This window comes from Pseudomonas halotolerans, from assembly GCF_039581215.1.
Lineage (GTDB): Bacteria > Pseudomonadota > Gammaproteobacteria > Pseudomonadales > Pseudomonadaceae > Aquipseudomonas > Aquipseudomonas tehranensis.
Window position 1 is genome coordinate 144642 of record NZ_JBCNTJ010000007.1, and the last position, 20642, is coordinate 165283.

Annotated in this window: 17 protein-coding genes; 9 read left to right on the forward strand and 8 right to left on the reverse strand. The window is 61.2% G+C overall.

The features are described from left to right. The first annotated feature begins 18 nt into the window (after positions 1-18). The 4 genes from AAIS01_RS12085 to AAIS01_RS12100 all read left to right on the forward strand — a co-directional run bounded on the left by AAIS01_RS12085 (position 19) and on the right by AAIS01_RS12100 (position 4100). A complete protein-coding gene (locus AAIS01_RS12085; protein ID WP_431191922.1) occupies positions 19-1086 on the forward strand; it encodes a polyamine ABC transporter substrate-binding protein in 1068 nt (355 codons plus the stop codon). Between the two features lie 70 nt (positions 1087-1156). Continuing rightward, entirely contained in the window at positions 1157-2299 is a 1143-nt protein-coding gene (locus tag AAIS01_RS12090) for an ABC transporter ATP-binding protein (RefSeq protein WP_343469147.1), read from the forward strand. Next, positions 2296-3216: an ABC transporter permease subunit gene (locus tag AAIS01_RS12095; RefSeq protein ID WP_343469148.1), complete on the forward strand. Its 921-nt coding sequence runs from the start codon at positions 2296-2298 to the stop codon at positions 3214-3216. Before AAIS01_RS12090 ends, AAIS01_RS12095 begins: the two co-directional genes overlap by 4 nt. Continuing rightward, positions 3213-4100, forward strand: coding sequence for an ABC transporter permease subunit (locus AAIS01_RS12100; protein ID WP_343469149.1), 888 nt, complete (start codon positions 3213-3215; stop codon positions 4098-4100). Before AAIS01_RS12095 ends, AAIS01_RS12100 begins: the two co-directional genes overlap by 4 nt. Before the next feature lie 206 nt (positions 4101-4306). Here the strand turns inward: AAIS01_RS12100 and AAIS01_RS12105 are convergent, their stop codons facing one another. Continuing rightward, positions 4307-4945, reverse strand: coding sequence for an HD domain-containing protein (locus tag AAIS01_RS12105; RefSeq protein ID WP_343469249.1), 639 nt, complete (start codon positions 4943-4945; stop codon positions 4307-4309). 185 nt (positions 4946-5130) lie between these two features. On the opposite strand from AAIS01_RS12105, the gene AAIS01_RS12110 reads away from it, so the two are divergent. Then, complete coding sequence (locus AAIS01_RS12110) at positions 5131-6096, forward strand: GlxA family transcriptional regulator (RefSeq protein WP_343469150.1); 966 nt, start codon at positions 5131-5133, stop codon at positions 6094-6096. A gap of 12 nt (positions 6097-6108) precedes the next feature. Here the strand turns inward: AAIS01_RS12110 and AAIS01_RS12115 are convergent, their stop codons facing one another. The 4 genes from AAIS01_RS12115 to AAIS01_RS12130 form a co-directional block, all read right to left on the reverse strand. Next, entirely contained in the window at positions 6109-6450 is a 342-nt protein-coding gene (locus AAIS01_RS12115; protein ID WP_047226049.1) for a carboxymuconolactone decarboxylase family protein, read from the reverse strand. Positions 6451-6554: 104 nt separating this feature from the next. Further along, positions 6555-8963, reverse strand: coding sequence for a penicillin acylase family protein (locus tag AAIS01_RS12120; RefSeq protein WP_343469151.1), 2409 nt, complete (start codon positions 8961-8963; stop codon positions 6555-6557). Positions 8964-9318: 355 nt separating this feature from the next. Beyond that, complete coding sequence (locus tag AAIS01_RS12125) at positions 9319-11436, reverse strand: type III effector (protein ID WP_343469152.1); 2118 nt, start codon at positions 11434-11436, stop codon at positions 9319-9321. A gap of 11 nt (positions 11437-11447) precedes the next feature. After that, complete coding sequence (locus AAIS01_RS12130) at positions 11448-11936, reverse strand: type III secretion system chaperone family protein (protein WP_343469153.1); 489 nt, start codon at positions 11934-11936, stop codon at positions 11448-11450. 157 nt (positions 11937-12093) lie between these two features. Here AAIS01_RS12130 and AAIS01_RS12135 point away from each other — a divergent pair, with 157 nt between their 5' ends. Then, on the forward strand, positions 12094-13218 hold the full coding sequence (locus tag AAIS01_RS12135) for a transglycosylase SLT domain-containing protein (protein ID WP_343469154.1): 1125 nt from the start codon (positions 12094-12096) through the stop codon (positions 13216-13218). Between the two features lie 31 nt (positions 13219-13249). On the opposite strand, the gene AAIS01_RS12140 is transcribed toward AAIS01_RS12135, so the two are convergent. Beyond that, positions 13250-14407, reverse strand: a complete 1158-nt coding sequence (locus AAIS01_RS12140) for a serine hydrolase domain-containing protein (protein WP_343469155.1) — start codon at positions 14405-14407, stop codon at positions 13250-13252. Between the two features lie 144 nt (positions 14408-14551). Here AAIS01_RS12140 and AAIS01_RS12145 point away from each other — a divergent pair, with 144 nt between their 5' ends. Further along, positions 14552-15766 carry a cytochrome P450 family protein gene (locus AAIS01_RS12145; protein ID WP_343469156.1) on the forward strand — a complete coding sequence of 405 codons (1215 nt, stop codon included), beginning with the start codon at positions 14552-14554 and terminating at the stop codon, positions 15764-15766. Positions 15767-15929: 163 nt separating this feature from the next. Here the strand turns inward: AAIS01_RS12145 and AAIS01_RS12150 are convergent, their stop codons facing one another. Both AAIS01_RS12150 and AAIS01_RS12155 read right to left on the reverse strand, forming a co-directional pair. Further along, positions 15930-16526, reverse strand: coding sequence for a GNAT family N-acetyltransferase (locus AAIS01_RS12150; protein ID WP_343469157.1), 597 nt, complete (start codon positions 16524-16526; stop codon positions 15930-15932). Further along, positions 16523-17074: an RNA polymerase sigma factor gene (locus tag AAIS01_RS12155; RefSeq protein ID WP_343469158.1), complete on the reverse strand. Its 552-nt coding sequence runs from the start codon at positions 17072-17074 to the stop codon at positions 16523-16525. Before AAIS01_RS12155 ends, AAIS01_RS12150 begins: the two co-directional genes overlap by 4 nt. A gap of 319 nt (positions 17075-17393) precedes the next feature. On the opposite strand from AAIS01_RS12155, the gene sctW reads away from it, so the two are divergent. Together sctW and sctV are read left to right on the forward strand one after the other, a co-directional pair. Then, positions 17394-18521: a type III secretion system gatekeeper subunit SctW gene (sctW, locus tag AAIS01_RS12160; RefSeq protein ID WP_343469159.1), complete on the forward strand. Its 1128-nt coding sequence runs from the start codon at positions 17394-17396 to the stop codon at positions 18519-18521. After that, positions 18518-20605, forward strand: a complete 2088-nt coding sequence (gene sctV, locus AAIS01_RS12165) for a type III secretion system export apparatus subunit SctV (protein WP_343469160.1) — start codon at positions 18518-18520, stop codon at positions 20603-20605. The genes sctW and sctV overlap by 4 nt, the downstream gene beginning before the upstream one ends. The last annotated feature ends 37 nt before the right edge of the window (positions 20606-20642 follow it).

The window sequence follows — 20642 nt, forward strand, 5'->3', positions numbered from 1 at the left end:
TCTTTGCTACGCAATGCCATGCTGATCGGTGCCGGATTGACGCTTGCCGTCAGCGTCCAGGCTGCCTCCACCGTGCATATTTATAACTGGTCGGACTACATTGGCGAGACCACCCTGGCGGACTTTGAAAAGGCCACGGGGATCAAGCCGGTGTATGACGTCTTCGACTCCAACGAAACCCTGGAAGGCAAATTGCTGGCCGGTCGTACCGGTTATGACGTGGTTGTGCCGTCCAATCATTTTCTGGGCAAGCAGATCAAAGCCGGGGCGTTCCAGAAACTCGACAAGTCGCAGTTGAGCAACTATGCCAACCTGGACCCGGTGCTGCTCAAGCGCCTGGAAAAGAATGACCCGGGCAATCAGTACGCCGTGCCTTATCTGTGGGGCACCAACGGCATCGGCTACAACGTCGAGAAGGTCAAAGCGGCGCTGGGCGTCGACAAGATCGATTCGTGGGCCATGCTGTTCGAACCGGAAAACATCAAGAAGCTGTCCAGCTGTGGCGTTTCGTTCCTCGATTCGGGCGACGAGATGATTCCGGCGATGCTCAATTACCTGGGCCTTGACCCCAACAGCCAAAACCCTGAGGACTACAAGAAGGCCGAGGCCCAGTTGCTCAAGATTCGGCCTTACGTGACCTACTTCAACTCCTCCAAATACATCTCCGATCTGGCCAATGGCGAGATCTGCGTGGCCGCCGGTTTCTCCGGCGACATCTTCCAGGCCCGCGAACGTGCTGAAGAAGCGAAAAAGGGCATCGAGATCGCTTATGTGATCCCTAAAGAGGGCGCCAACCTCTGGTTCGACATGCTGGCGATCCCGCGCGACGCCTCCAACGCCAAAGAAGCCCACGCCTTCATCAATTACTTGCTCAAGCCCGAGGTGATCGCCAAGGTCAGTGATTACGTCGGCTATGCGAACCCGAACCCCAAGGCCGGCGAGCTGATGGACCAGGACGTGCGCACCGATGAAGCGGTTTACCCACCGCAGGCGGTCGTCGACAAGCTGTATGTCAACTCCGAACTGCCGCCCAAGATCCAGCGCGTCATGACCCGCAGTTGGACCAGGGTCAAGTCAGGCAAATAGCCTCAGCGCTTTAACTATTCCAAGGCTCGTCCGCGCAGGGCGAGCTGCAAATTTTGTGGGAGTTTCGTAAATGGCAGTTGCCTCCGGCGCCTATAAGAAAGCCCTCGAGGGCGACCAGACACCCAAGCAGGTGTTGGTCAAAATCGACCGGGTCACGAAAAAGTTCGACGAGACGATTGCCGTGGACGATGTGTCCCTGGAAATCAAGAAAGGCGAAATCTTCGCCCTGCTCGGCGGTTCGGGATCGGGCAAATCCACCTTGCTGCGCATGCTGGCGGGTTTCGAACGGCCCACGGAGGGGCGCATTTTCCTCGACGGAGTAGACATCACCGACATGCCGCCCTATGAGCGGCCGATCAACATGATGTTCCAGTCCTACGCCTTGTTTCCTCACATGACCGTGGCGCAGAACATTGCCTTCGGCTTGCAACAGGACAAGATCCCGAAAGCCGAGATCGACGCCCGTGTGGCCGAAATGCTCAAGCTGGTGCAGATGAGCCAGTACGCCAAGCGCAAGCCGCACCAGCTTTCTGGCGGCCAGCGTCAGCGTGTGGCCCTGGCCCGTTCCCTGGCCAAGCGGCCCAAGCTGTTGCTGCTCGACGAGCCGATGGGTGCCTTGGACAAGAAGCTGCGCTCGCAAATGCAGCTTGAGCTGGTCGAGATCATTGAGCGGGTTGGCGTAACCTGCGTCATGGTGACCCACGACCAGGAAGAGGCCATGACCATGGCCGAACGCATCGCGATCATGCACCTGGGCTGGATCGCCCAGATCGGCAGCCCGATCGACATCTACGAAACCCCCACCAGCCGGCTGGTCTGTGAGTTCATCGGCAACGTCAACATCTTCGAGACCGAGGTGGTCGAAGACGCCGAAGGTCACGCGGTGCTGACCTGCAAGGACCTGGACCGCCACATCTACGTGGGCCACGGCATCAGTACCTCGGTGCAGGACAAGTCCGTCACCTACGCCATCCGCCCGGAAAAGTTGCTGGTCACTGCCGAGCAGCCGGATTGCGAGCACAACTGGTCCAGCGGCAAGGTCCATGACATCGCCTACCTGGGTGGCCATTCGGTGTTCTACGTCGAGTTGCCGAGCGGCAAGCTGGTGCAGTCTTTCGTCGCGAACGCCGAACGCCGTGGCCAGCGCCCGACCTGGGGCGACCAGGTATTTGTCTGGTGGGAAGACGACAGCGGCGTGGTGCTTCGCTCATGAACATGCGCAAATTCAAACGCCGACTCGACCGAATAACGCCCGGTGGCCGTCAGCTGGTCATCGGGGTGCCCTTCATCTGGCTGTTCCTGTTCTTCATGTTGCCGTTCTTCATCGTCCTGAAGATCAGTTTTGCCGAAGCCGACGTGGCCATTCCGCCGTACACCGAGATCTACAGCTACATCGACCAGAAGCTGCAGGTACTGCTCAATTTCAGTAACTATGTGCTGCTCAGCGAAGATGACCTGTACATCGCCGCCTACCTCGGCTCGCTGAAGATCGCGTTGATCAGCACCGTCTTGTGCCTGCTGATCGGCTACCCGATGGCCTACGCCATCGCCAAGGCCCGCTCGGACCTGCAAACGGTGCTTCTGCTGCTGATCATGATGCCGACCTGGACCGCGATCCTGATCCGCGTCTACGCCTGGATGGGCATCCTCAGCAACAACGGTCTGCTCAACGGGTTTTTGATGAGCATGGGCTGGATCAGCGAACCGCTGCAGATCCTCAACACCAACCTGGCGGTGTACATCGGTATCGTCTACTCGTACCTGCCGTTCATGATCCTGCCGCTCTACGCCAACCTGGTGAAGCACGATGCCAGTCTGCTGGAAGCAGCGTCCGACCTGGGATCGAGCACCTTCAACAGTTTCTGGAAAATCACCGTGCCGCTGTCCAAGAACGGCATCATCGCTGGCTGCATGCTGGTGTTCATCCCGGTGGTGGGCGAGTTCGTCATCCCGGAACTGCTGGGCGGCCCGGAAACCCTGATGATCGGTAAAGTGCTGTGGCAGGAGTTCTTCAACAACCGTGACTGGCCGGTGGCGTCCGCGCTGGCAGTGGTGATGCTGGCGATCCTGATTGTGCCCATCATCCTGTTCAACCGCAGTCAGGCCAAAGAAATGGAGGGCAAGGAATGAAGCGCTTCAGTTTTTCAAGCCTGATGCTGGTGCTGGGTTTGCTGTTCATCTATGCGCCGATGCTGATCCTGGTGATTTACTCTTTCAACGCCTCGAAACTGGTGACGGTGTGGGGCGGCTGGTCGGTCAAGTGGTACGTCGGTCTGCTGGACAACAGCCAGTTGATGGGTTCGGTAGTGCGTTCGCTGGAAATCGCCTGCTATACGGCGATCGCCGCGGTGGCCCTGGGTACACTGGCGGCCTTCGTGCTGACGCGCATTACCCATTTCAAGGGCCGCACGCTGTTCGGCGGCCTGGTCACCGCACCGCTGGTGATGCCGGAAGTGATCACCGGTCTGTCGCTGTTGCTGCTGTTCGTGGCGATGGCGCAGATGATCGGCTGGCCCCAGGAGCGTGGCGTCGTCACGATCTGGATCGCCCACACCACGTTCTGCTCGGCCTATGTGGCGGTAGTGGTCTCGGCACGCTTGCGTGAGCTGGACCTGTCCATCGAGGAAGCGGCCATGGACCTGGGGGCGCGGCCATGGAAGGTGTTCTTCCTGATCACCATCCCGATGATCGCGCCATCGCTGGCGGCAGGTGGCATGATGTCGTTCGCCTTGTCGCTGGACGACCTGGTGCTGGCGAGTTTCGTCTCCGGTCCGGGCTCGACCACCTTGCCGATGGAAGTGTTCTCGGCGGTACGCCTGGGGGTCAAGCCGGAAATCAACGCCGTGGCGAGCCTGATCCTGTTGGCCGTGTCGCTGGTGACGTTCCTGGTCTGGTACTTCAGCCGCCGCGCCGAAGAAAACCGCAAGCGGGCAATCCAGCAAGCCATCGAAGAAAGCGCCGCCGACTCCTGGAAACAGCCAGATCCGCGCCGGGCCGAGACCGCGCCGGTCTGACCGGCCGCTGAGTCACTGTGGGAGCGGGCTTGCTCGCGAAAGCGGTGTGACAGTCGACGGAGATGTTGAATGTCAGTCTGCCTTCGCGAGCAAGCCCGCTCCCACAGGTCTTTTTGTTGCCCACAAATCCGGGGTCAGGCCCAAGTCCAATGTGGGAGCGAGCCTGCTCGCGAAGCCGTGTATCAGTCGATGAAAGGGTGGTTGGATTACGAACTCCAGGGTGAGGAACGGATGATTTCGACAAAATTCACCGGCCTGAAGCCCGGCTCCTGATCTACCAACACATCGGTTTTGACATTGCCGAAGGTGGTCTGCGGGCGATGACGCAACCCGTCGGCGAATGCGCAGATGATGCATTCCTTGAACCCTTCGCCCCGCGGATGTGCGTGCACCACAGCATCACGTTGCCAGGCGGGGAAAGCGGCGTAGTCCATGCCCAGGACGTCCATCTCCACGCCGGCGGTGACCAGGGCGACGGTGGGGCGCAGGTGCTTAGGTATGCCTGGCGTGGTGTGCAGGGCAATGGAGAGCCACACCTGTTCAATGTCGTCATCACTCAACCCGTAGGGTTTGAGGAAAGCGGCGGCGGCATTTGCGCCATCCACTTCGAAACGTTCGCCGTCACTGCGGTGGCCATCCATCAGTCCCAAGTCATGGAACATCGCGCCGACGTAGAGCAATTGCGGGTCGTAAGCCAACTGCTGTCGTTCGCCGCTCAAGGCACCGAAAAGAAACACCCGGCGCGAGTGGTGGTACAACAGTTCGGACTCGATATCTCGGATGTATTCGGTGGTAGCGCGAGCAAGGGCGCTGTCGGGGATGCTGATGCCGGCGATGCTGTTCATGCTGTTCTGCTCCAGACGTTGCGCCTTGATGGCGCCGAAGGTTTGAGTCTGTTCGCAGGCGGACATCGGGACAATCGCGCCATGGCTGCGATCCCGGCCAATGATCCTGGGTTTCGTGCCAACTGGCTTCTGATCAGTGGATTGGCTAGGGTGCGGGTGGTCAGTCTGCAAAGGTGAGCAAGTCCATGCAAAGAACCGTTGCCATCGTGGTGTTCCCGGGCGTCCAGTCACTGGATGTCACTGGCCCCCTGGATGTGTTCTGCGAAGCCAATCGTTTCCTCGCTCCGAAGGATCGCTATGGGCTGGAAGTGATCGGCGTCGAGCATGGAGCGATGTCCTGCTCCAATGGATTATCCCTCAATGCCCACCGACATTTCGGCCAAGCGTTACAGGCCTATGACCTGCTATTGGTCGCGGGTGGTCCACAGTTGCCGTCGATGAGTTTTGGTGCAGCGTTCGACGCCTGGCTGCGCGATGCCTGCGCTCTGGCCCGTCGTTTTGGCTCGATCTGCAATGGTGCGTTCCTGCTCGCCCGGGCCGGACTGCTCGAGGGACGCATTGTCACCACCCACTGGAACGACGCCGCGGCGCTGACGCAGATGTGTCCCTCGACACGGGTCGAAGCGGATCGTTTATACATCCAGGACGGTAAGCTCTGCACCTCGGCCGGGGTCACGGCGGGGATCGACCTGTCGTTGTTCTTGCTGGCGCAGGACCACGGCCCGGACGTGGCACTGAACGTCGCCAAGCGCCTGGTGGTCTTTACCCAGCGCTCGGGCGGCCAATCGCAGTTCAGCCCCTTTCTCGTCCCCCACGCCGAACCGGCCTCGGCGGTGGCCAAGGTTCAGTCGTATGTCCTGGCGAATCTCAACGGTGACCTGACCATCGCCGACCTGGCCACTGCGGCGAACATGAGCCAGCGCAACTTCTCGCGAGTGTTTGCCCGGGAAGCGAAGGTCACGCCGGCACAATTTGTCGAACAGGCCCGGGTGGATGCGGCGCGGGTCATGCTGGAAAGCACCCGTGCGCCGCTCAAGACCGTGGCTTATCAATGCGGTTTTCGTGATGCCCAGCACATGCGCAGCGTATTCAATCGCAGGTTGGGCGTGACACCGCAACAGTTCAGGCTGAATTTCGGCGCGATGGTATAGGCACCGCTGCCCTTATTTTTTCAACGCATCATGCGCTTCCAGCGCCCGCAGGGAGTAGATATACGCCGCGCCGGCATTCAGCGAAACCGCGGTGGCCAGGGTGGCGGCGATCTCTTCGCGGGTGGCGCCGGCCTTGATGGCCGCATCGGTATGCACGCCGATGCAACCGTCACACCGGGTCGTGATCGCCACGGCGATGGAGATCAGCTCCCGGGTCTTGGCATCCAGCACGTTGTTATCGGCCGCAGCTTCATCCAGGGCCATGTAGGCCTTGACCATTTTCGGATTGCTTTTGCCCAGGGCGCCGAAGGCACTTTTGATGGTGGGCAGCAGTTCGGACCAGTTGATGAACATCGGGTTGACTCCATAAAGAGGGTGGTTTGTTAAACCCTTCCAGTCTTGACCATAAATAACGCCCAAGCCTGTTAATTGATGAAAAGCGCTGCCCGCCATTGGGCTCAGGGCTCGACCCCGACCGGCAGCAGCTTCAAGGTGCTGCGGGTATTGGCCGTCACTTCTATTTCGGCCAGATGCGCCTGGTAGTACAGCCCTTCGATGTAAGCCTCGGCCTGATCCTCGTAATGCTTGTCGAACGGCACGCCGCTTTGGCCGACGGGGTTGATGGTGACGCTGTGGGCCGGATCGGCGAAGTCGATGATGCGTCGGGTGGAAGGGCCATAGGTCACCGGCCACGGCGCCGGGCCGATTTTGGCCGAGAGGTTGTTGGGCACTTCATGGGTGCCGGGTGCGGCAAAGGGGCCGACGTTGAATATTCGGTCCAGTGGCTTTTGCAGGCCCAGCGGATGGCCATGGGTCAGGGTATGCGCCTTGCCCCATTGCCATTGGCTGGCATCCTCGCCCAGGGTGGCCTTCAAGTGCGCCAGGCTCTTGCTCCAGGCGCTCATCACCGTGTCGGCACGGGTCTCCTTGCCCGGGGTTGTGCGATCGTCCCACCAGGGCGAATTCTCTGATGCTGCCAGGCGCGGCAGCGCGGCGTCGATCACTCGGGTCGACAGCGCGGTTTCGAAGAGCCCGTCGCCCAACTCATCGTGCAGGGCGGCGTCGGCCAGATTGAACAGGAACTGGTTGAACAGCGTGGCGCTGATGGAGTCCAGCGGATAGTCGCCCTGCCATTGGGCCAGTTGCTCCACCCATTTGCGTTCCTGGGGGTCGCTGACCTCGTTACGCAGCACCGCCAGCAAAGGCGCGAGCAAGCGCGGGCCGTAGGCGGTGGTGGTGCCCAGTTGCAGTTTGCGGGTGGTGTCGATGTCCCACTTGGCCTGCTTGTCGCCGAGCTGGAGGTTGAGTTTCTGGCCGCGGTCGGCAAGGTTGTAATAACCCGGAATTTCCATGCCGCTGGCCGAGACCGGCTGGAAATTGGCCGACACGATGTAGCCTCGGGCCGGGTTCTCTTCCTGGGGGTTGCTGCTGAACGGGTAGAAGCCTTCCTTTTCCGCTTCCGGGCTGCTGCCATCGAGGATGAACCCGGGTTTCACGCCGGCCGGCCGCTTGGGCAACTGCGCGGCGGCCCACCAGCCGATATCGCCCTTGGCGTTGGCCCACACGACGTTCAGGCCCGGCGCGTGGATCTTGGCCGAGGCGCCGCGGGCCTTGGCCAGGGTATCGGCGCGATTGAGCTGGTAAAAGGCGTCGAGGATCGGATTGCGACTTTCCAGAAAACCCCACCACATGGCGATCGGTGTCTTGCCCGCGTTTGCGCCGAGAGCATCGTTGACGATCGGACCATGGGGCGACTGGCGCAGCACCAGCGTCACCGGCGCCTGGCCCTTGACCGCGATCTGTTGTTCGCTGCGGGTCATGTCCACCCATTGGTCGCGATACCAGACCTGTTCGGGATTCTCCGGGTTGACCTTCTCGGCGATCAGGTCCAGGTCGTCGTTCTGGAACATGGTGATGCTCCAGCCAAAATCCTTGTTCATGCCCAGCGTCGCAAACGGCATCAATGCCTGGTAGTGACCGTAGAGCTCGAAACCCGGCGCGGACAGATGCGCTTCGTACCACACCGATGGCGCGGAAAAGCGAATGTGCGGGTCGCCTGCCAGCAGCGGCTTGCCACTGTGAGTGCGGCTGCCGGAGACCGCCCAGGCATTGCTGCCTTCGAACTGCGGCAAGCCGTTTTCAGCCAGGGCCTGTTCACTCAGGCGGGCCAGGGCGTTGAGGTCTTTCCAGTCGGCGGCGGCCAGGGGCAGGCCGCTCTGGTGACCTGCGGCCAGCACGCCCTTGGGCTGCCAGTCGAGGTCGAAGATATCCAAGTAGTCGCTGCCCAGTTGGTCGCGCACATAGGTCAAAAGCGGCTCGGTGCGAAACGCCGCCGCAAAACTGTAGGCCATGTAGCCGGTAATGCTCACGGTGTCCTCTGCTGTGAAAGGACGCTTGGGGATGCCCAGCACATCGAATTCCACCGGCCTGGCGTGGGTTTCCTGGTAGCGGTTGATGCCATCCAGGTACGCCTGCATCGCGATCCAGGCCGGCGATTGAGGGTCTTGTTCGGTCACATAGGTCGCGGCGCGCTCGCGGATGCGCAGGCTGCGCATCAGCTTGTCGGTGTCGAGCAGCTTTGGCCCCAGCACCTCGGCCAGTTCGCCACGGGCGAGGCGGCGCATGATCTCCATTTGAAACAGCCGGTCCTGGGCATGGACATAACCCAGGGCGCGGTACAGGTCGGTTTCGTTTTCGGCGCGAATATGCGGCACGCCGCGTTCGTCATAGCGCACGGTCACCGAGCCCTGCAACCCCTGCAGCTGCACCGTGCCCTGGCGGGTGGGCTGCTTGCTGTAGAGGTAGCCCCCCGCGACGATGATGGCGGTGACGACCAATGACAGGAAGGCGATGAGGGTGCGTTTCATGCTAAATCCTTATTCTGATGACAGCGGTCCCATGGCCTCGCTGTTGATTCCCTGTTTAGCATACGGCCGCTTCCCGGCGCATCGTCCGTCGGAGGGATTTTCTCCAGGCTGCTTCATGGGCCGGAGTATAAGCGGTGCAAGATATCGGGCGGCGGCTGGGCTGGGGGGCTGGCGCATAAAATCGCAAGGCTATCGTTGATCGGCACAACAATCACGTCTGCCGTCGTCGAAGTGCAAGGGCTGTAAGTCGGCGTGTGTCAGGGGGCGCGGCCGCAGGAAGCTCCTGCGACCGGTGATGGGAGGGGAGGTTTAAGCCGGTGACCGTCGAGCCATCAAAGAATGGTCCGACGGGTCATCAGCTTGGCCGGGTAGCCGGTGCCGATTCGGTGGACGGCCCGCTCTGGGGTGGCGCTTCGCCTCGTTCGGCCAACTCCATCGTGTTGCCAGCCGCCGTATCCTTAGGCCGTACTACCACGCTCTTGACCCACTCGGCACCCAGGTTGAGCCCAGCGACCGTGGCTTGCGGAACCAGTTGAGAAGCACCTCGAGTGCCGTGATAGACGTTCTCGCCTGCGCGCCTCCAACCGGGGGGCTGGGTATGGGGCAGGCTGTCCCGATTTGCATTCGTGAGGTTCTGCCATGGAACGTTGGCGCGTGCGGTCAGGTCGTCCTTGCCGTCGTTCAACGCTTTGTTTTCCAGCGGTGCCGCTACGCTGTTGGCGAAGAACGGAAGCAGGGTCAGGCCCGAGGAGAAGAAGGTCGTGATGATCTGCTGCATTTTTTCCAGTGTCTCGGCATCTTCGCCTGGCGCGGCGGCGTCTCCCACTGCGGTGCGCATGGTAATACCTGCACCGACGCCAACGATTCGGTTGGCATAGTCACTGATATTGGCCATGTTGGTCGGGAGTACTTTGCTTGATTCGGCAAAGGCCTTGGGCAGGAGCTCTTTCCATTCGCGCGTTTCGTTTTTGACCCGGTAGGTTGGGATCTTCTCGTCACCGTGGGTTTGTGAGTATTTGAACACTGCCTGACCGCCGGCCATAAGCGTGCCACCGACTGCGGACGCCAGGCTGCGGGCACCGATGCCCGAAGCGTTCACGCTGGTGAATTGATTCAGGACTTCTCGTACCGCATGAGCCGCACCGAAAGCGATGTAACCGGTGAAGTCGCCGCTGATGGTGCCAAAGTTATTGGCGTTTTGTTTAAGCAGGAAATCAGTGCGCTTGTCTTGCTGCGTCTTGTCGAGCGCCTCGCGGTTAGGATTGGCGACCCGCCGCCCATTCATCGTCACCTCTTGCAGGGCCTTGGGGTACACCGACAGCGGATCGACCTTCTCCAGGCCACTGCCGATGGTTTTATCGACGATGGTCTGGATGATGGGGCGGGCGCTGTCGCTGACCACTTTATGGGCGGCCCCCAGGACGGCCGAGGTCCCAGCAGCGTGGGCTGCGAGGTGCGTACCTTCCAGCTCATCGTCGATTGCCGCGGTGCTGGCGCCGAAGTGAGTCGAGGAGGCGAAGCCTTGCGGGATGCCCGCATCGGCAAATACCGCCAGCCCCGTCCGGAATCCACTGTGGGTCTTGAGGTCAGCGACATAGTCCTGGCGACCGACGTTTTTGAGTGCCGTGTCCAGCACCTCGTTTTTCTTCGTCGCCTTCGTCAGCTCGCTGGGCTTGTCGCCCTCCTTGTCCACTAATTCCTCAAACTCCACCTGAACCTTGATCAGTTGGTTCAGTTCAGAGGTCGCCTGGTCTCGTTCGGGCTGGGAAAGGCCCTCGTTGTTCATCACACTGCGTGCGTGCTCGATGCGGCTTTCCATAAAGGTATTCAAGCGATCGGGCAGCTCTTGCGTCATGGCTTGCATGACGCCTTTGGCATAACCGCGGAAGGCATCATGGCTGCTTTGCAGATCCGTACGTTCATCCCCTTCCGGGGTGCTTTCGATAACTTCCTGGCACAACGAATGATAGGCGCCAAGGGTATTACCCATGCGCTCGCAGTGTTTGTCCCAGACGGCTTTGAAACCGCCGTCTTCTTTCCTGTCATCCTCGTTCTTGCCCAGATACTCATTGAAGTCCTTGACGAATGCTGCGGTTTCTTCGTGGCCCGACAGCATCGGGTGCGACGTGCCGCCGAGTTCGGCCAAGTGCTTCTGTACATCTTGATAGCTTGCCCCTGGCGCGTAGCCCAGTACTTTGCCTTCCAGGCTCATGTGCTCGCGTGCATAGCCGATGGGATCGTTTTCAGGGTTTTTCTTGCCGAGGCTGTTGACCAGCCCTGTCAGGCGCTGCTGTCTGGTCTTTAGGGTTTGCTGAGTCTTGTCGGTTGGTTTTCCTTCGAAGTGATAAGGCACCAGGGGATTTGTGGAGGGACGAACCTGCCCGGACAGGCTGGTTCCCACCGGTGTGATTCGATCGTCCTGCTGGTGCAACGCCGCCGAGCTGGTGCTTCGTCCTACTGATAATTCTGGCATGTCGTGCTCTCCTAGATTGACAGGGCGCTGTTGAGCCCGGTGCTACGGGGGGTGGGTTTGGGTTGGGTGGTCTTGGCGGCGTCGTTTGCGCTGGCGCCGTCGAAGAAGTAGCCCTCTCGCCAAATCAACGCCATGTCGGCGGCACCGCCCATCAGCCCGAGCAGGCGCTCGGCGGTGAGGTTTTCCAGGGGGACGTGGCCGATCAGGATCACCTGTTCGTTGTCGCGGTTGTAAGACAGGGAGGGGCAGAACGCCCCGCTCAGCAGGTACAAGTTGGTTTCCAGCAGCCTTTGCAGGACCGCTTCGCGATTCGCCACAGGCAATGGCCCGAAGCTGCAGTAGATAAAAACGTCTCCCTCACCCACGCCAGGGGTGTGTTTCAGGGAAAAGTCGACCTCTTTGACCGACAGGTTCGCCTGCTCGTAGAACGCTGACGGGGTGGGAATCATCGTGAGTTCGCACAACTGATCAATCAACTTGCAATAGGTGGGTGACGCCATGATGGGCCTCGCATAGTCGTGCAAGCGCCGACGAGCGCCTGCTGGCCCATGGTGAGTGACACCTGCGGCATTTCAGTTCCAGCCCGCCGGCGCGCGTGGAACCGCTGGCATGTGATCTGCCACCCAATGGCGCCACCTCATTCAAGGTTGACCGCCCATGTCCCGACCACTAGCACGTTCGCCGGCCCTTCGACTTTTTCCCAAAGGGGTGTCCATGCTGGCCATGGGTACCTTGCTGTATGGATGTCAGCATCTCGAACCGCAGTTGACCATTGGCGATCCTTTCGCCAACGAGCCTTACCGTTCCCAACTGCGTTGGCTTGAACCAGCGCCTACCGACACGATCGTTCAGATCGGCGAGTTAACCGCACCAAGCGACGGCAGCCTGTGGGCGCGTATGCGCCAGGGGTTTTCTTTGCAGGCCAAGACTCAGGGGGTGGCGCGCATCGATGAGCAGCGCCGCTGGCTGATGGCGCGTCCGGGGTTTCTCACCCAGACCGGACGTGCCGGCAGCCGTTACTTGCACTTCATCGTGGGTGAATTGAACAAGCGCAACATGCCGCTGGAGCTGGCGCTGTTGCCGGCCATCGAGAGTGGGTTCAATCCGAATGCACAATCGTCTGCCCAGGCCATGGGCCTGTGGCAATTCATTCCGGCCACGGGGCGCCGTTACCAATTACAGCAGCGAAGCGACTACGATGAGCGCCGGGACATTCCATCATCCACCCGGGCCGCCCTGGATTACTTGTCCTACCTGCACGAGTACTTCGACGGTGACTGGCTGCTGGCGCTGGCCGCCTACAATGCCGGAGAAGGGCGGGTACGTGACGCCATCAAGCGCAATCGCGCCCGCGGCCTGGCGACCAATTATTGGAACCTGCCGTTGCCCGGTGAGACGCAGAACTATGTGCCGCGACTGCTGGCGCTGTCGCAACTGGTGAATGCACCCGCAGACTATGGCGTGAGCCTGGCGCCCATCGCCGACCAGCCGTACTTCCGGATGGTCGCCTTGGCGCAGCCCGTGGACCTGGCACACCTGGCGCAGTTGTCCGGTGTTCATGAGCGAGAGTTGCGCATGCTCAACCCAGCCGCGCGTGGCCGCGCCAGCGGACGCTTGCTGATGCCCATGGAGGCATCGCGCAGGTTGCTGGCGCAGCCGGACATGATCGCCAAAGCGGCGCGGCCCCGTGCGGCCAGTCGCGAGGAACAACTGATCGCCTCGCCCGAGACCGGTACGGCCGAGCCCCAGGTGGCGGACGCGGCCGTGCCGCCAGGAGGATGAGCGAGCGCACACCCGAACCTGGACGAGTCGATTACAGACAGCCCATGGCAACGTTAGCCAGGCTCCGTGCGCGTGGATCCATCAAGACGTAGGAGCCAATGGTGTTGCAGGCGAAGCCGAATGCCACGCCGCGCTCAGGATCGGCAAAGCCGATGGTGCCCCCGGCGCCCATGTGGCCGAAAGTTTCGGCTCCCATGCCATAGCTGCCGTTTGCCACGTGCGGTTGGTTGAGCATGACGCCCAGGCCGAAGCGCGTAGGGGTCTGGATGGTCGGGTCGTAGTCGGCGCTGTGTTCGCGCAACATTTCGTTGAGCAGCGGCGATTCCAGCAACTGTCCGTTGAGCAGCCCGGCGTAAAACATCGCCAGGCTGCGTGCGTTGCCGTGTCCGTTGGCCGCGGGCTGGGTCATGCGCTTCCAGCCGCTTTCGTTACTGCGCCCCAGCACCATCGGCGGGTTGGCGAAGGCCAGTGAACTCATGGCGGTCGGTTCGGTGAGCACGTATTGAAGCACCCGGCCAAAGGCTTCGTCATCGACCTCGTCTTTGGTGCGCGCCATGTAGGCGCATCGGGCGATGGTCGCGTCGTCCAGGCCGAGGTGGAAATCCAGTCCGAGTGGCTCCGCCACCCGTTGGCAGATGCTTTGCGCCGGCGTCAAGCCATCCACCCGGCGCAGCAGTTCGCCGAGGATCCAGCCGAACAGCAAGGGCGAATAGGTCTGCTGTTCCCCGGCGATGGCCCAGGGGTGCTCATTGGCGATCAGGTCCGTCATGGCGCCCCAGTCGTACAGGGTTTCCGGCGCCAGCGGCGTGCGCAGCGCCGGGAGCCCGGCGCGGTGGCAAAGCACCTGGCGCAGGGTGATCCGCGCTTTTCCGGCGTTGGCGAACTCTGGCCAATAGCGACAGACCGGCGCATCCAGGTCCAGGCGTCCTTCGCCTACCAGTTGCATGATCGCCACCGCAGTGAAGGGTTTGGTGCAGGAGAACAGATTGAGCAGCGTGTCGCGCTGCCAATGGCTCCCTGGCTCTGGGCCGGCAATGCCGGCCCAGAGGTCGATAACGGTTTCGCCGTCAATCTGAATGCACAGGGCAGCGCCGCGTTCGAAGGGCCCTTGCATCAGTGTGGTAAAAGCCGCTTTGACCGGTTCGAAACGAGGGTCGCATTGGCCCTGGATTGCAAGTGCATGCGTCATGTCAGCTCCACGCGGGTGTGTGTCCTCCCTAAGTGACCGTGGCGGTGAAAACGGTTCATCGCCTCAGGTGATGTCGCTGCAATGGGATCTTTTCTGCGAGCCATGCCACTCAAGGGCAACGATTCATGCCTTTGGAGAGTGTTCATGGCTTACGAGCGTACCCTTGACTGGAATAGCGACGCGTTTCGCGGCGAGGCTTATCGGCACTATGCGGCGCTGCGCCAGGCATCTCCGGTATTCCTCAGCCAACCCGAAGGGCAGGTGCCGATCTGGTATGTCACCGGCGCCCGGGAAGTCGAGGAGGTCCTGCTGGACAGTGACCGCTTCGCCCGTGACCCGTCACGGATTGACGCGCAGTTCGCGGCGATGCTCGGTGGCGAGCAATCCATCGCGTTTCTTAACGACCACATGCTCAACCGCGACGGGGAGAGCCATCGCAGGTTGCGTCGTCTGGTGAACAAGGCATTCACATTGAAGGCGGTAAACGCCATGCGGCCGCGTATCGAGCAGATCGCCGAGACGTTGCTGGACGCAGCGGGACCGAGCGGGCGAATGGACGTGGTGAGCCAATATGCATTCCCTTTTTCGATTATCGTCATCGCCGAACTGCTCGGGGTCCCCGCGCAGGACCGAGACGATTTCCGACGCTGGTCGCACATGATTGTTCAGCAGGTTGGCCAGGACTTGAGCGAGTTGCAGCGGTGCTACAGCGAGTTCGCGGCCTACATGCTCGCACTGATAGACCAGCGTCGGGCGCAGCCGGCCGACGATATGATTTCAGCGCTGGCCCAAGTCGAGGAAGAGGGCCGGATGCTCAGCCGCAGTGAGCTGTGCAGCATGATCGCGCTGCTCATTATCGCCGGGCACGAAACCTCGGCGTCGATGATCGGCAATGCCGTCCACATGCTGTTGCAGCACCCTGCGACGCTGGCGCGATTGCGTGACGAGCCGGCATTGATGCCCAACGCCGTCGAGGAGTTTTTGCGCTATGACTCGTCGGTGGAGCGGGCAATGGTCCGCTTTGTCACTCAGGACACAACACTGGCCGGGCAGCGCTTGCAGCGCGGGCAGCTGTTGATTGCGGTGGTGGGCTCGGCCAATCGTGACGAAGCGCTTTGTGCAAATCCTGGCACGCTCGACATCGCACGTCCTGTCTGCCCACACATGTCTTTCGGCAAAGGTATTCACTATTGCCTGGGCGCCTCGCTGGCCAGGCAGGAACTGGAAATTGCATTGAACACCCTTCTTCGGCGCTGCCCTGGGTTGCAGTTGGCCGTTGACCCCGGCGCGATACGCTGGCGCTATGTCCCCAACTTCAGGGGGCCGGACGCACTGGTGGTGAACTGGTCGGTGGACTGAGGTGATCGCAAAACGTGGGTGGGCGAGCAGGAACACTTCAAAGCGCCCGTCGTAAAAGCGTCAGTGAGCGTTGTTCAAGCAGGGCAGGGGGCGAATGAGCCGGCGCTCATAGGGGAAGGAAAAGTACGGCTCGCCCGACCACCCGGCCGGGCGAGCCGCAGGTTCACGCCAGGCTGGCGTCCGCGTTTAGCCTCTGCGCTGAGGTCGTGACCGGCACCGCGTCGCTTGGCGTCAGTTGCAGACCGTAGAGGACGACGTCCGCGCGGGTGTCGGCGAACCGGGCAATGCCGGGAAAGCGGCCCCACTGCGTCGCGCCCAGGCCTTGCACACCGCGTTTGCTGGCCTCGTTATGCTCGATGATCCAGGCCACCAGCGTCTCGAAACCATACCGTTTGGCCAACGTGACCGCGGCTTGACCGAGGCGAATGCCGACGCCGCTGCCAATATGGTCGTTACGTACGTAGATCGACACTTCGCCGGTCAGTCGACAGGCCTGGGCGCCCCAACTGAAGCGGTTGACGATCAACCAGGCGACAACTTCGCCAGCGCGTTCGAGCACGTAGATCGGGTCGCCTTCCTTGACGAAACAGTCGACGAAGAAGGTCATTTCCTTCAGGGAAAACGCTCTAAGTACGGGAGAGCTGGTCCCCCCCAGAGCGCTTTCGTTGAAGATATCCGTCATCACCGGCAAGTCGTCGGGGGTGTAACGGCGTACACCGCGTGGCAGGTCAAGCCGGCTGTTCAAGCGTTTGCTGGTCATGGCTGCACCTCTCCATAGACGCTTCGCTTGAGCTGTTCGCGCGCGCGAAACAACCTTGAACGCACGGTCCCGATGGGGACGCCGAGTCGTTTGGCGGCGTCGCGGTAGCTGCTCTCGGTGTCCACGGCGGTCCACAGGGTATCGCGCATATCCTTGGGTAGCGCATCCATGGCCACCAGCGTGCGGTCCAGCAGCCGTCGGTGCTCGCACTGCTGACTCAGGTCGATGTAGTCACTGGACTCGTTGAACTCACTTTCGTCGAACGAACTGAGCGGCGGTTGTGCGTAGAAGCGGCGGAAATGGTTGCGGATCAGATTGAGAGCGATGCCGCACAGCCACGTATCCAGTTTTGCCAGCCCTTTGAATTTCTCCTGATTACGCCAGGCTTCCAGGTACGTGATCTGGATGATGTCGTCGGCATCGTCTTGATTGAGCACACGCTTTTGCACGAACAGACGCAGTTTACGCTCCTCGCCAAAGGCAAAACCTGGCGTGCGGGCACCTGTTCGGGCGGTCGCTGGGGGTGTCATGAGGTTCAGACTGCTCATTGATGTATCCCTCTGAATGGATTCCATAGCGTCGATCCGTAAGACCGACATACCCCATCAGCAGGACCTGTGCCAACCCTGATAAATATCGTATCTATATGATAAATAATGATTTTATTTGTTGGGCGGACTGCCTTCGGTGCAAGGGGGTGCGCAGCGGGTACGAGATCCACTGCATGAATTTGCACGGCGCTGGCTATCGAAAAGGCGGGTGATGTCGCCGTCTCTGAACGCATTCAGAAAAGGCCTTGGCCATTGATGGAACTCAATAAGGAATCGCGCCACCCACTGAGCGTTCCCCACCACGCTCACGGCCATCATGAAAGTAGAAGCACCGACCCATACGCGCATTGCCGTCAACCTTGCCCAGGCCGCTTCGGCTGTGGCGGGCTTGGGCAGGCCTGGCGAATCGTTGCAGAGCGTGCAGTCCAATTCGATGGAGGAGGTCGGCATGACCTTCAGCCATCATGTAGAGCGCAACACCAAGGCCCTGAGCAACCGTCGCATTCGCAACGCCCGCAGCGAGGTGGGTCAAACCCGGGTCGAGACGCGCGAGCAGTTGGAGGAGTGGTTCGACCAACTCGGTCACTCAGGTAAGCAGAGCTTGGGTGCAATGGCCGCGCAGGCGGGTATGTTGCTGTGTGGCGAACCGGTGCTTGAAGAGGTGGTGCAGTCCACCGGTGGCGATCCGGCCCGTACCGACCTGATCCTGCAGCAAGTGCTGCGCGATGCCGAGACGCAAGGTCGTCTGGTCGATGCCAAGCGCGCTCGAGATTACCTGCAGCTATTGCGCGAGCGGTATGGGGCGCAGATTCAGGCGGGCATGAACATCGCCGAGGCACTGCGCGCTGCGGGCGGTGATCCGGAACTACGCCAGGCTGTACGGCGACTCTATTACGACACGGTGGTGCTCAAGCAGTCATTGCCCACCATGATGCAAGCGTTGCTGGGTCTGTTCGGTGAAGCGGCTTTCGTGTCGGGGCTGGACATGATGCGTCGGGCACTGGCGCACGACATCGCCGCGCAGACACCTTCGCGGCCTACCGCCTTGCTGCGCACGCTGCTGATCGGCCTGGCAGCATCGACTCAACTCAGCAGTGTCCTGCAAAGCTGCCGCCAGCTGCTGGAGCAGTTGGCCTACAGCTGTCCGGCAAGCCAGCTCACGGCTGTGCTGTTACTTCAGCGCATGTTGGGGTTTGTCACCAGTGGCTTGTCTTCGGCAGAGGTGCGCCGCATCGCCCGTGAATTGGGCGGCGACCAGGAGCGCAACCAACTGGTGTCCCTGAATGGGCTGTATCCGGTGCTCAAGCGCTTGCCGCTGGTGCTCTGGCGGGATGGCAAGAGCCGTCAGACCGCGCTGAAGAATTTACTGGTGCTGCTTGATGAGCGTTCCCAAGGTGAGCCTCGAGGCCAGACCGCCACCCCGGTCATCGGAGCGCACTCATGATCGGCCTGTTGAACAAAGTCGCTAACGAAGCGGCGCGTGGCATTGAGGTGGCCGGGGCGTTCGTGGTGCTTGGCATCGTGTTCATGCTGATCTTGCCCATGCCGACCTCGGTGGTTGATGCGCTGATCGCGATCAACATCTGCATCTCCTGTCTGCTGATCGTGCTCTCGCTTTACCTGCCACGGCCGTTGGCGTTTTCCTCGTTTCCGGCGGTGCTACTGCTGACCACGCTGTTTCGGCTGGCGTTGTCGGTGGCTACCACCCGATTGATCCTGCTTCAGGGGGACGCCGGTCATATCGTCCAGGCGTTCGGCGATTTTGTGGTGGGAGGAAATCTGGCGGTCGGGCTGGTCATCTTCCTCATTCTGACGGTGGTCAACTTTCTGGTGATCACCAAAGGGTCTGAGCGTGTCGCCGAAGTGGCGGCGCGGTTCACCCTGGATGCGCTGCCAGGCAAACAGATGTCCATCGACAGCGACTTGCGCGCAAACCTGATCGATGTCAGCGAAGCCCGCCGGCGTCGCGAGGAGTTGAACAAGGAAAGCCAACTGTTCGGTGCGATGGACGGGGCGATGAAGTTCGTCAAGGGTGACGCCATCGCGGGCCTGGTGATCGTGGTGATCAATCTTGTCGGCGGTTTCTCGGTCGGTATGCTGCAGCACGACATGGGCGCGTCCGAATCGATGCACTTGTATGCCGTGCTGACCATCGGTGACGGTTTGATCGCGCAAATTCCGGCACTGCTGATTTCCCTCACCGCTGGCATGATCATTACTCGGGTATCGCCGGAAGGGCAGCCGGCGGGCAGCAGCATCGGCAGGGAAATCGCCAAGCAGTTGACCGCTGAACCGAAGGCCTGGGTGATCGCTTCGGTAGGGATGCTCGGCTTCGCTGCCTTACCCGGCATGCCCACGCTGGTGTTCATCGTCATCGCCCTGATCACCGGCACCGCCGGCATCGTTCAACTGCATGCTCGTGCACGAAAGGCACGCCAGGGCGAGCAACCCACCGAAGCCGTGGCCCCTGAGCAAAACGGCGCCGAAGACCTGCGCAGTTTTGACCCGACCCGCGCCTATCTTTTGCAGTTCTCCAAATCGATGCAAGGGCACGGGGCGGCCGAGGAGGTCATCCAGGCAATTCGAAAAAAACGCAATGGACTGGTGGCCGGTTTTGGCCTGACCTTGCCGCCCTTCGAGGTTGAGTACAGCGCGCTGCTGGAGGACGACGAGTTCCGGTTCTGCGTGCACGAGGTTCCGATGTTACGGGCCACATTCGGTGAGCGTGTCGCCGTGGCACGCGGGCCGCTGCCGTTCGAACCGCGCGACGCGCAGTTGGGGAGTGAAGTCCGTGACGAGCATCAGTGGCTATGGCTGACGCCCGACGACCCGCTGCTGGTGGACGAGCGCGTCGAGGCGGTGTCGGCAGCCGAGTTGCTGGTGGAACGGATGAGCCGCGCCATGTTTGCCACGGGGCCGCAATTCCTTGGGCTTCAGGAAAGCAAGTCGATTCTCAGTTGGCTCGAAGCGGGTCAGCCAGAGCTGGTGCAGGAACTGCAGCGGACCATGCCCTTGGCTCGTTTTGCCGCGGTGCTGCAGCGTCTGGCTGGCGAAGGCGTTCCGCTGCGCGCGGTGCGCCTGATCGCCGAGTCCCTGGTCGAGCATGGGCAGCACGAGCGTGACGTCGGTGCGTTGACCGACTACGCGCGCATCGCCCTGAAGTCGCAGATATATCACCAGTACCGCGACGAAGACGGCCTGCACGTGTGGCTGTTGATGCCGGAAACCGAAGGCCTGTTGCGCGACGCGCTGCGCCAGACCCAGACAGAAACCTTTTTTGCCCTGGAAAGCCTGCACACCCGCGCCTTGGTCATGCAGTTGCGCGAAGGCTTCCCGTTGCGCGCCAAGCGCGTGGCCGTGCTGTTGGTGGCTCAAGACCTGCGGGCACCACTGCGTGATTTGTTGCGCGACGAGTTCAATCACGTGCCGGTGCTCGCCTTCAGCGAATTACACAGCAACGCCCAGGTAAACGTACTGGGTCGTTTTGATATCGAGCAAGAACAACTGCGGGTGGAGGATGCCGCGTGACGAGCATGTCTCGGCGCTCCAGGACCTGCACCAGTGC